This is a genomic window from Pseudomonas schmalbachii (genome assembly GCF_017589465.1).
GTDB lineage: Bacteria > Pseudomonadota > Gammaproteobacteria > Pseudomonadales > Pseudomonadaceae > Pseudomonas > Pseudomonas schmalbachii.
In genome coordinates this window covers 258,077-269,385 of record NZ_JAELYA010000004.1, presented here as the reverse complement: position 1 = coordinate 269,385, position 11,309 = coordinate 258,077, and the positions used below count along the sequence as shown (strand labels likewise).

At 65.6% G+C, this 11,309-nt stretch carries 11 protein-coding genes; 3 read left to right on the top strand and 8 right to left on the bottom strand.

Annotation, left to right across the window (positions count from 1 at the left end):
- Window positions 1-51: 51 nt before the first annotated feature.
- Complete coding sequence (locus JFY56_RS12445) at window positions 52-966, top strand: LysR substrate-binding domain-containing protein (protein WP_208314066.1); 915 nt, start codon at window positions 52-54, stop codon at window positions 964-966.
- A gap of 88 nt (window positions 967-1,054) precedes the next feature.
- On the opposite strand, the gene JFY56_RS12440 is transcribed toward JFY56_RS12445, so the two are convergent.
- The 5 genes from JFY56_RS12440 to JFY56_RS12420 form a co-directional block, all read right to left on the bottom strand.
- Window positions 1,055-1,603 carry a DUF3299 domain-containing protein gene (locus tag JFY56_RS12440; RefSeq protein WP_208314277.1) on the bottom strand — a complete coding sequence of 183 codons (549 nt, stop codon included), beginning with the start codon at window positions 1,601-1,603 and terminating at the stop codon, window positions 1,055-1,057.
- Between the two features lie 115 nt (window positions 1,604-1,718).
- Window positions 1,719-1,964 carry a GlsB/YeaQ/YmgE family stress response membrane protein gene (locus JFY56_RS12435; protein ID WP_208314065.1) on the bottom strand — a complete coding sequence of 82 codons (246 nt, stop codon included), beginning with the start codon at window positions 1,962-1,964 and terminating at the stop codon, window positions 1,719-1,721.
- 98 nt (window positions 1,965-2,062) lie between these two features.
- A complete protein-coding gene (locus tag JFY56_RS12430) occupies window positions 2,063-3,148 on the bottom strand; it encodes a 5-(carboxyamino)imidazole ribonucleotide synthase (RefSeq protein ID WP_208314064.1) in 1,086 nt (361 codons plus the stop codon).
- A gap of 8 nt (window positions 3,149-3,156) precedes the next feature.
- Window positions 3,157-3,648, bottom strand: a complete 492-nt coding sequence (gene purE / locus JFY56_RS12425) for a 5-(carboxyamino)imidazole ribonucleotide mutase (protein WP_208314063.1) — start codon at window positions 3,646-3,648, stop codon at window positions 3,157-3,159.
- 401 nt (window positions 3,649-4,049) lie between these two features.
- The gene (locus JFY56_RS12420) at window positions 4,050-4,955 is read right to left on the bottom strand and encodes a LysR substrate-binding domain-containing protein (RefSeq protein WP_208314062.1); all 906 of its coding nucleotides are present in this window, start codon (window positions 4,953-4,955) and stop codon (window positions 4,050-4,052) included.
- A gap of 179 nt (window positions 4,956-5,134) precedes the next feature.
- Between JFY56_RS12420 and aspA the strand changes: the two genes are divergently transcribed.
- Window positions 5,135-6,559 (top strand): aspartate ammonia-lyase, encoded by a 1,425-nt coding sequence (gene aspA / locus JFY56_RS12415; RefSeq protein WP_208314061.1) that lies wholly within the window; start codon window positions 5,135-5,137, stop codon window positions 6,557-6,559.
- A 576-nt stretch (window positions 6,560-7,135) separates the two neighbouring features.
- Window positions 7,136-8,164 (top strand): DUF5924 family protein, encoded by a 1,029-nt coding sequence (locus tag JFY56_RS12410; protein WP_208314060.1) that lies wholly within the window; start codon window positions 7,136-7,138, stop codon window positions 8,162-8,164.
- A gap of 151 nt (window positions 8,165-8,315) precedes the next feature.
- On the opposite strand, the gene JFY56_RS12405 is transcribed toward JFY56_RS12410, so the two are convergent.
- The 3 genes from JFY56_RS12405 to oadA all read right to left on the bottom strand — a co-directional run bounded on the left by JFY56_RS12405 (window position 8,316) and on the right by oadA (window position 11,303).
- On the bottom strand, window positions 8,316-8,657 hold the full coding sequence (locus JFY56_RS12405) for a zinc ribbon domain-containing protein YjdM (protein ID WP_208314059.1): 342 nt from the start codon (window positions 8,655-8,657) through the stop codon (window positions 8,316-8,318).
- A 76-nt stretch (window positions 8,658-8,733) separates the two neighbouring features.
- Window positions 8,734-9,357, bottom strand: coding sequence for a c-type cytochrome (locus tag JFY56_RS12400; RefSeq protein ID WP_208314058.1), 624 nt, complete (start codon window positions 9,355-9,357; stop codon window positions 8,734-8,736).
- 137 nt (window positions 9,358-9,494) lie between these two features.
- Window positions 9,495-11,303 (bottom strand): sodium-extruding oxaloacetate decarboxylase subunit alpha, encoded by a 1,809-nt coding sequence (oadA, locus tag JFY56_RS12395; RefSeq protein WP_208314057.1) that lies wholly within the window; start codon window positions 11,301-11,303, stop codon window positions 9,495-9,497.
- Window positions 11,304-11,309 lie beyond the last annotated feature (6 nt).

Here is an 11,309-nt window from a genome sequence, read left to right as displayed (position 1 = left end):
ACAACAATCAGGCACGCACCACCGGATGCGTCGCCGAGCAGAGGTCTTGCAGTGGCTTCCTATACCTTGCGGCAACTCAGGTATTTCGTGACGACCGTGGAATGCGGCAGCGTGGCCGAGGCGTCACGCAAGCTGTACATCGCGCAGCCGTCGATCTCCACGGCGATCAAGGGGCTGGAGGAAAGCTTCGGCGTCCAGCTGTTCATTCGCCACCATGCCCAGGGCGTATCGCTGACGCCCAGCGGCGCGCGCTTCTATCGCAAGGCGCAGGAGCTGCTGCGCATGGCCCACGAGTTCGAACAGAACGCCCTGGCCGACAACGACGTGGTGGCCGGGCAGATCGATATCGGCTGCTTCGAGACGGTAGCCCCGCTCTACCTGCCGCGCCTGATCGCCGGCTTCCGCGAGCGTTATCCGGGAGTGGAAATCCGCATCCGCGACGGCGAGCAGCAGGAACTGGTGCAGGGCCTCACCGCCGGCCGCTTCGATCTCGCCTTCCTCTACGAGCACGACCTCGACGGCACCATCGAGACCCAGCCGCTGATGCCGGCACAGCGCCCCTACGCCCTGCTCCCGGAAAACCACCGCTTCGCCCAGCAGGCACAGGTATCGCTGCGCGACCTGGCGCTGGAGCCGATGATCCTGCTCGATGTGCAGCCAAGTCGTACGTATTTCGTAAGCATCTTCGAGGAATTGGGGCTTAACCCGCACATCGCCTTCAGTTCGCCCTCCATCGAGATGGTGCGCGGCATGGTCGGCCAGGGTTTCGGTTTCTCCGTGCTGGTCACCCGGCCGCACTCGGAGTGCACCTACGACGGCAAGAAGGTGGTGATGGTGGACATCGCCGAACCGGTCAGCGCCTCCGGACTGGTCGCCGCCTGGCTGAAACGCGCACAACTGACCAAACCGGCGCAGCTGTTCGTCGATTACGCGCGGGAGCAATTGAGCGGCGGAGTGGCGTCGTAGGTTGGGCTGAGGCACGAAGCCCAACAGCTTTCGTTGGGCTTCACTACGTTCAGCACCAACCTACGCGGTTACGAAAAGCCATCGGCCCTCAGAGATCGCTTTCCTCGACCGGGCGGACCTTGGCATCGTCCATCGCATACGCCGCATCGGCCATCTGGTTGCTGACCTGCTCCACCTTCAGCGTGCCGCTGACCCACAGCGGGTTGTAGATGTCGTCGAGCTTCAGGCCCTTGGGGTAGCGCACCAGCACGATCTGGTTCGGCGGCGGTGGCGGCACGTGGATGCAGGCGCCCGGATAGGGGACCAGGAAGAACTCGGTCACCCGCCCCTTCGCGTCGTTCTCCAGCGGCACCGGGTAGCCGCCGAGGCGGATCGCCTTGCCGTTCAGCGCGGCGACGGTCCTGGTCGAGAACATCACCGCCGGCAGGCCCTTGTCCTTCTGCTTCAGGCCGCCCTTGTCGGTGAAGGTGCCGTTGGCCTCGGGGCCGGCGTGGTCGATTTCCGGCATGTCTTCCAGCGCCTGGCGGTCGCTCGGCGGCATCAGGGACAGCCAGTCGGTTTCGGGGAGTTCGTGGGTGGCAGCGTGGGCCAGGGAGGTCAGCAGCAACAGGCTGCAGGCGAACAGGGTACGGCGCATGGGCGTTCCGATGGTGGCGGGCGAACGCCGCGCATTGTTCTGCATCGGCAGGCGAATGACCAGCAGGCACAGCGGCCCGGACAACGAACCGCCTGCGGTCCCGGAACGGCTGTGCTCAGCTTTTCTTCACCATGTTGTAGATGACCAGCAGGATCACGGCGCCGATCACCGCGCCGATGAAGCCCGCCACCTGGCCGGCGGCGTAGATGCCCAGCGCCTGGCCGCCATAGGTGGCCAGCAGCGAGCCGCCGATGCCGATCAGAATGGTCATGATCCAGCCCATGCTGTCATCGCCGGGCTTGAGGAAACGCGCGACGAGGCCGACGATCAGGCCGATTACGATGGTTGCGATAAGTCCCATGACAGTCCCTCCTTGTGGGTTTGAGCGCATTGCACGCGCCTGTCATCGGACAGTGTAGAAGCACGCGGCCGCCCTGCAGGAGAACGGCCGCACTGGCGTCACGCCTTGGCGATCAGGGCCTCGACGTCGGCGATCCTCGCCTTCAGCGTCGGCAGATCGGCGCTGCGGATGGTCGCATGGCCGACCTTGCGCCCGTCCTTGAAGGCCTTGCCGTAGTGGTGCAGGTGGCAGTCGGCGATGGCGACGACCTTGTCCACCGGCGGCACTTCGCCGATGAAGTTGAGCATCGCGCTCTCGCCCACCTTGGCGGTCGAGCCCAGCGGCAGGCCGGCGACGGCGCGCAGGTGGTTCTCGAACTGGCTGCACTCGGCGCCTTCGATGGTCCAGTGCCCGGAGTTGTGCACGCGCGGGGCGATCTCGTTGGCCTTCAGGCCGCCGTCCACCTCGAAGAACTCGAAGGCCAGCACGCCGACGTAGTCGAGCTTCTGCATCACGCGGCCGGCGTAGTCCTCGGCCAGCGCCTGCAGCGGATGGTTCGAGCTGGCCACCGACAGGCGCAGGATGCCGCTCTCGTGGGTGTTGTGCACCAGCGGATAGAAGCGCGTCTCGCCGTCGCGGCCGCGCACCGCCACCAGCGACACTTCGCCGGTGAAGGACACGAAGCCTTCGAGGATGCATGGCACGCTGCCCAGTTCGGCGAAGGCGCCGGCGACGTCCTCGGCACTGCGCAGGACCTTCTGGCCCTTGCCGTCGTAGCCGAGGGTGCGGGTCTTCAGCACGCCCGGCAGGCCGATGCTGGCCACCGCGGCATCGAGGTCGGCCTGCGACTGGACGTCGGCGAAGGCCGGAGTGGGGATGCCCAGCTCCTTGAACATCGACTTCTCGAACCAGCGGTCGCGGGCGATGCGCAGGGATTCGGCGCAGGGGTAGACCGGCACGAACTGCGAGAGGAAGGCCACGGTCTCGGCCGGCACGCTCTCGAACTCGAAGGTCACCAGATCGACCTCGTCGGCCAGTTGGCGCAGGTGGTCCTGGTCGCCGTAGTCGGCGCGGATGTGCTCGCCGAGTGCGGCGGCGCAGGCGTCCGGCGCCGGGTCGAGGAAGGCGAAGTTCATGCCCAGCGGAGTGCCCGCCAGGGACAGCATGCGGCCGAGCTGGCCGCCACCAATGACACCGATTTTCATGGATGTACTCAGGCTTCTCGGGGGTCCGGGTTGTCCAGCACGGTTTCCGTCTGTTCGGAACGGAACACTTTCAGTGCGACGTGATATTTCGGGTACTTGCCGCCGAGGATGCTCGCCGCCAGCAGCGCCGCGTTGACCGCGCCAGCCTTGCCGATGGCCAGGGTGCCGACCGGAATGCCGGCGGGCATCTGCACGATGGACAGCAGCGAATCGACGCCGGAGAGCATGGACGACTGCACCGGCACGCCGAGCACCGGCAGGTGGGTCTTGGCGGCGCACATGCCCGGCAGGTGGGCGGCACCGCCGGCGCCGGCGATGATCACTTCGATGCCGCGGCCTTCGGCCTCTTCGGCGTACTGGAAGAGCAGGTCGGGAGTGCGGTGGGCGGAAACCACCTTCACTTCGTAGGGAATCCCCAGCTTTTCCAGCATGTCAGCGGTGTGGCTGAGGGTGCTCCAGTCGGATTTGGAGCCCATGATCACGCCAACCAGTGCGCTCATCGTCGTGCCTCTCTGTATGCGCCGGGCGGCGCGTCAAAAACCAACAAGCCACGCTTCAGGGAGGGGCGTGGCTTGTACGTGGCCGAACCGGCGGGCTGTGCCGGTTCGAAGGCGCCGCAGTATACCGCAAAGCCGCGTCTGACGTGCACCTCACTCGACCGTCCGTCCCGATTTCCCGGGCCGGTTGCAGGGAGCTGCCGCGAATCGGCAGGAAAAAGCTTGCCTCAACTCAAGATGACCCGGTCACGGTGATCCAGCGCAACATCGGCGGCTCCTCGTCGAGATGCAGGCCTCTCGTAGGTTGGCGCTGAGCTTGCGAAGCCCAACGGTGCCAGGCTCGGCAGACGTTGGGCTTCACTGCGTTCAGCACCAACCTACGACGGCGAGAGCGCATCAGCCGGCTACGAAGCCCCCATTCCCCCCTCCAGCTTGCGCCACAGCAAGCGCACCGCCGCCTTGCGCACCAGCGCGCAGCGGTACAGGCGGATTTCCTGTGGCACCACCCAGTGCGGGCCGCCGCAGATCGCCAGTTCGCCGCGCGCCAGTTCGGCGGCGGCGCTCAGGCGCGGCACCCAGGCCACGCCCATGCCCTGCAGGGCCATGCTCTTCAGGCTGTCGGCCATCGCCGTCTCGTACACCGTGGTGTAGCGCAGGTTGCGCTGGCGCAGCAGCAGATTGACGCCGCGGCCGAGGAAGGCGCCGGCGCTGTAGGCGAGCAGCGGCACGCTCTGGCCGCTGTCGAGATCGTAGAGCGGCACCCCGGCGGAGTTCACCGCGCAGACCGGCAGCATCTCGGTGCGCCCGAGGTGCAGCGAGGGGAAGATTTCCGGGTCCATCTGCAGCGCCGCATCCGGATCGTAGAACGCCAGCATCAGGTCGCAGCCGCCTTCGCGCAGCAGGTGCACCGCTTCGCCGACGTTGGTCGCCACCAGCCGGCTGGCGATGTTCAGGCCCTCGGCACGCAGGCGCGCGATCCACGAGGGGAAGAAACCCAGCGCCAGCGAGTGCGCGGCGGCGAACTGCAGGACTTCGCCCTGCCCGCCTTCCAGGTGGTGCAGGTGCCTCACCACCTCGCCGAGCTGCTCGACCACCGTGCGCGCGGTGACCAGGAACAATTGCCCGGCTTCGGTCAGCTCGATCGGCGTGCGCTGGCGGTTCACCAGGGTCAGGCCGAGGGCGTCCTCCAGGCTGCGGATGCGCCGGCTGAAGGCCGGCTGGGTAACGAAGCGCTTCTCCGCCGCCTGCGAGAAGCTGCGGGTCGCCGCCAGCGCGCTGAAGTCTTCCAGCCATTTCAGTTCGAGATTCACAAGCTTTCCTCCGGACCGCGCATAACACGTCTCACGCTCGTCGTCATCAACTGGTCACAGCGTACATTATGCCGTTTGTGCATGAGGCAGCGCTTAACAGCATTGGCCGACGATCGGCGAAATCCCTAGTCTACTGGGCATCGCGGCGGTTGCCGTGTTTCCCTGAGAAGAATCTCGTCATGTCCCCTGTTGCATCGTTCCGCATCGAGAAAGACCTGCTCGGCACCCTCGAAGTACCGTCCGACGCCTACTACGGCATCCAGACCCTGCGTGCCGTGAACAACTTCCGCCTGTCCGGTGTGCCGCTGTCGCACTACCCTAAACTGGTCGTCGCCCTGGCGATGGTCAAACAGGCTGCAGCCGATGCGAACCAGCAACTGGGCCACCTGCCCGCCGAGAAGCATGCGGCGATCAGCGAGGCCTGCGCCCGCCTGATCCGCGGTGATTACCACGAGCAGTTCGTGGTCGACATGATCCAGGGTGGCGCCGGTACTTCCACCAACATGAACGCCAACGAGGTGATCGCCAACATCGCGCTGGAAGCGATGGGCCACGCCAAGGGCGAGTACAAGTACCTGCACCCGAACAACGACGTGAACATGGCGCAGTCGACCAACGACGCGTATCCGACTGCCATCCGCCTGGGCCTGCTGCTCGGCCACGACACCCTGCTGGCCAGCCTCGACAGCCTGATCCAGGCCTTCGCCGCCAAGGGCGTCGAGTTCGCCAACGTGCTGAAGATGGGCCGCACCCAGTTGCAGGACGCCGTGCCGATGACCCTCGGCCAGGAATTCCAGGCCTTCGCCACCACCCTCGGCGAAGACCTCGACCGCCTGCGTCGCCTGGCGCCCGAGCTGCTCACCGAAGTGAACCTCGGCGGCACCGCCATCGGCACCGGCATCAACGCCGACCCCGGCTACCAGAAGCTCGCCGTCGAGCGCCTGGCAGCGATCAGCGGCCAACCGGTCGTCCCGGCCGCCGACCTGATCGAAGCCACCTCGGACATGGGCGCCTTCGTGCTGTTCTCCGGCATGCTCAAGCGCACCGCGGTCAAGCTGTCGAAGATCTGCAACGACCTGCGCCTGCTCTCCAGCGGCCCGCGCACCGGCATCAACGAGATCAACCTGCCGCCGCGCCAGCCGGGCAGCTCGATCATGCCTGGCAAGGTCAACCCGGTGATCCCGGAAGCGGTCAACCAGGTCGCCTTCGAAGTGATCGGCAACGACCTCGCCCTGACCCTGGCGGCCGAAGGCGGCCAGCTGCAGCTGAACGTGATGGAGCCGCTGATCGCCTACAAGATCTTCGACTCGATCCGCCTGCTCCAGCGCGCCATGGACATGCTCCGCGAGCACTGCATCACCGGCATCACCGCCAACGTCGAGCACTGCCACAAGCTGGTGGAGCACAGCATCGGCCTGGTGACCGCGCTGAACCCGTACATCGGCTACGAGAACTCCACGCGCATCGCCAAGACCGCGCTGGAAACCGGCCGCGGCGTGCTGGAGCTGGTACGTGAAGAGAAGCTGCTGGACGAGGCGACACTCGCCGACATCCTGCTCCCGGAAAACATGATCGCCCCGCGCCTGATTCCGCTGCGCGCCTGATCGCCGGGCCGGGATAGCGCCGGCCCAAGACTCACCGGTTGCGGAGGAATGATTCCTCCCACCCTTTCAGGGATGGCTACCATCCCTGCTTTTATACCCGGCGCCGCGGAACACTCCGCGCGCCACGCTCACCGGCTGAGAGGTCAGTCAGACTCTCTCCACTACGGGGCGCTGCAGCTTGCAGCGTCCCTTTTTTTTGCCCGCAAATCGGCCTCCGCAGGAGCAACTGTCTTTGCTTCGTCGCGAGGTGCCCCCTCACCCTAACCCTCTCCCTCAAGGGAGAGGGGACTATTCGGAGTTGCCGGCTGGCACGGCATGCCACCCCACGCCAAACATGCCCCCTCTCCCTCTGGGAGAGGGCTGGGGTGAGGGAATCAGCAACGCGAGAGCATCTTCGTAGGAGCGAGCTCTGCTCGCGAACGCCGGCAAAGCAAAAGCTTCGCGAGCAGAGCTCGCTCCTACAAAAACGCCATCGGCGGCAAGACGGTGGCGAACGCCCTGCCGAGCAGCATGGTCCGCCGGCCTGTCCGGACGATACAATCAGCACTCCTTTCCCTGCCGCACTCCACCGATCCAATGCTTATCTGGAAGGCCCGTCTCCAGCGCCTGAGCACTTTCGTCGTCGCCCTCATGGCCCGCTATCCCCATCTGGTTGCCGTGTTCGGCTTCTGCTCGGGGGTGTTCAGCTTCATCATGGTCGACCGCCACCGCGCCGGCTTCGCCCGGGTCATGGCGATCGTCATGCTGGTCAGCTGGATCTGGCTGATGCTGGAGAACCTGCTCACCAAGCGCATCAAGAAGCGCTTCGGCTGGGAACTGCCGCCGCCGCTGCTGCGCTACGCCACCCAGCTGATCCACCAGGAAAGCCTGTTCTTCTGCCTGCCGTTCTTCTTCGTCACCACCACCTGGAACAGCGGGCAGGCGCTGTTCACCGGCGCCCTGGCGCTGGCCGGGCTGATCGCCATCGTCGATCCGGTCTACTACAAGTGGCTGGCGCCGCGGCGCTGGACCTTCCTCGGCTACCACACCCTGACGCTGTTCGCCGTGCTGCTGACGGCGCTGCCGATCATCCTCCACCTGACCACGCCGCAGAGCTACGAATGGGCGCTGGGCATCGCCGTGCTGCTGTCCTTCCCCAGCCTGGCGGTGTCGGTGTCGATCCAGAAGTGGTGGCGCTGGCTGGCGCTGCTCGGGCTCACCGCGGTGATCGGCACGGCCGGCTGGTTCGCCCGCGCCTGGGTGCCGCCGTCGACCCTGTGGATGACCGAGATGGCGGTGACCGCCGAGTTCGACAACAGCCAGCGCACCCCGGGCGACAGCCTGGAGACGATCTCCGCCGCGCAGATCCGCAGCCAGGGGCTCTACGCCTATACCGCGATCAGCGCGCCGCGCGGGCTGGACGAGCGCATCTACCACGTCTGGCGGCACAAGGGCCGGGTGTTCGACCGCATCGCCCTGGACATTCGCGGCGGCCGCGAAGCCGGCTACCGCGCCTGGACCCACAAGCAGAACTTCCCGCCGGACCCGGTCGGCAAGTGGCAGGTGCAGGTGCTCACGGAGGCAGGACAGGTGATCGGCACCCTGCGATTCGAAGTGACGCCCTGATCGAAACACGATGCGCGCGGCCCATCGTGCGTAACCGGCCATTGTAGGAGCGGCCCATGGCCGCGATTCGCGGGCATGGCCCGCTCCTACGATGTCCCCAACAATGAAAAAGCCCGGCGCAGTGGCCGGGCTTCTCGGGGAGTGCGAAGGCTCAGACCTTCTTCACGAACTCCGACTTCAGCTTCATGGCGCCGATGCCGTCGATCTTGCAGTCGATGTCGTGGTCGCCGTCGACCAGGCGGATGTTCTTCACCTTGGTGCCGACCTTCACCACCAGGGAAGAGCCCTTGACCTTGAGGTCCTTGATCACGGTGATGGTGTCGCCGTCCTGCAGCACATTGCCGACGGAATCCTTGATCACCTTGGCGTCGCTGGACGCTTCGGCGGCGGCATCGGCCGACCACTCATGGGCGCATTCCGGGCAGACCAGCATTGCGCCGTCTTCATAGGTGTATTCGGAATTGCATTTCGGGCAGGGCGGCAGATTGCTCACTGGGGTCTCTCGCTTCTGGTGGGACAAAGACCGCAGATTATATAAGGTCTTGCCATCCTTTGGGGTTTTGCCTGCCCTAAGGCTGCAGTTGCTGCAGATAGTCGGCCAGCGCGGCGATCTGCCGATCGGCGAGCTGGCCGGCAACGCCCAGCATGACCGAGCCGGCGCGGCGCGGGTCCTTGTCGCGGTAGCGCGTCAGCGTTCGCCGCAGATATTCGGCAGGCTGCCCGGCCAGTCGCGGCGCGTTTTCCAGGCCCAGCGCCTGCTGTCCATGGCATGCCACGCAGACCTGCTGGAACAGCACCGCGCCCTCCCCGCGCAGGGTCTCATCGACCGCCCCGGCAACCGGGCGCACCTCCTGCTGGCTGAAGTAGACGGCGATGTCGACCCGCTCCTCCTGGCTCAGGGTCTTCGCCAGCCGCGACATCACGTAGTCGCTGCGCTCGCCATTGGCATATTTCTCGAAGGCATTGAACAGGTAGCGCGGGTTCTGCGCGGCCAGGTTGGGGATGTAGTCGCGCTTGCTGTTGCCATCCTCGCCGTGGCAATGGCCGCAGAGGGTGATCCGCTCCTGCCCGGCGGCGTAGGCCTGCTCGCGCTGCTGGGGGTCGGCCATGACGGTGTTGAAGCGCTCCAGCGCCGTTTCCCCGGCGAGGGCGAAGGGGGCGAGAATGGCGAGAAGCAGGGGGACGATCCGCATCGAGGTCATTCCTTTGTTGTCGATGCGTGAATATAAAAAGCGCAGCCACCGGCGATTCGGACGCAGGTCAAGGAAGCCGGCTGAATAAAAAAAGGGGAGCATCATGCTCCCCCAGGGACTTGAACCTCAGCAGGCTCTCAGCCTTCGATTTCGATCAGGATCTCGCCCGGATTGACGCGGTCACCCTTGGCGACGTGGATGGCCTTCACGGTGCCGGCGATGCCTGCCTGCACTTCGGTTTCCATCTTCATCGCTTCGGTGATCAGCACGGCCTGGCCGGCTTTCACGCTGTCGCCTTCCTTCACCAGCACGTCGACGATGTTGCCCGGCATGGTGGTGGTGACGTGACCCGGTGCGCTGGCCTGCTTGCGCTTGCTGGTGCCGCCGGCGACGAACTCGTTGAGCGGCTCGAACACCACTTCTTCCGGCATGCCGTCGATGGAGAGGTAGAAGTGGCGCTTGTTCTCGCCCTTCACGCCGACGCCGGTGATGTCCACACGGTAGGTCTCGCCGTGCACGTCGATGACGAACTCGGTCGGAGTGCCCTCGCTACCGGCAGCAGCGACGCCATTGCCGCTCGGGATCGGCAGCAGCTCTTCCGGCTTCAGGGTGCCGGCGGCGCGTTCTTCGAGGAACTTGCGGCCAATGTCCGGGAACATGGCGTAGGTCAGCACGTCTTCTTCCGACTTGGCCAGCGCGCCGATCTCGTCGCGCAGCTTGTTCAGCTCCGGCTTGATCAGGTCGGCCGGACGCACGTCGATCACGTCCTCGCTGCCGATGGCCTGGCGGCGCAGTTTCTCGCTCACATCGCCCGGCGCCTTGCCGTAGCGGCCCTGCAGGTACAGCTTCACCTCGTTGGTGATGGTCTTGTAGCGCTCGCCGGCCAGCACGTTGAAGAACGCCTGGGTGCCGACGATCTGCGAGGTCGGAGTAACCAGGGGCGGGTAGCCGAGGTCGGCGCGCACTTTCGGGATTTCCGCGAGGACTTCGTCCATGCGGTTCAGCGCACCCTGCTCCTTGAGCTGGTTGGCGAGGTTGGAAATCATCCCGCCCGGCACCTGGTTGACCTGTACGCGGGTGTCGACGCCGGTAAATTCGCTTTCGAACTGGTGGTACTTCTTGCGTACGGCGTAGAAGTACAGGCCGATCTCCTGGATCAGCTCCAGATCCAGGCCGGTGTCGAATTCGGTGCCGCGCAGCGCTGCGACCATCGACTCGGTGCCCGGGTGGCTGGTGCCCCAGGCCATGCTGGAGATGGCGGTATCGATGCGGTTGGCACCGTTCTCGATGGCTTTCAGCTGGCACATGCTGGCGACACCGGCGGTGTCATGGGAGTGCACGACCACGTCCAGCGGCAGCGCGTCCTTCAGCGCCTTGACCAGTTCGCCGGTGGCGTACGGGGTCAGCAGGCCGGCCATGTCCTTGATGGCGATGGAGTCGACACCCATGTTGGCCATCTCGCGACCCTGGGCGACGAACGCCTCGATGGTGTGCACCGGGCTGGTGGTGTAGCAGATGGTGCCCTGGGCGTGCTTGCCGGCGGCCTTCACGGCTTCGATGGAAACGCGCAGGTTACGCACGTCGTTCATCGCGTCGAAGATGCGGAACACGTCGATGCCGTTGACCGCGGCCTTGGCGACGAAGGCACGGACCACGTCGTCGCTGTAGTGGCGGTAGCCGAGCAGGTTCTGGCCGCGCAGCAGCATCTGCAGGCGGGTGTTCGGCAGCGCGGCTTTCAGTTTGCGCAGACGCTCCCACGGGTCTTCCTTGAGGAAGCGCACGCAGGAGTCGAAGGTCGCGCCACCCCAGACTTCCAGCGACCAGTAGCCGACCTTGTCGAGCTTGTCGCAGATGGGGAGCATGTCCTCGGTGCGCATGCGGGTGGCCAGCAGCGACTGGTGGGCGTCGCGCAGGATGGTATCGGTGATAGTAACTTTCTTGCTCATTCGATA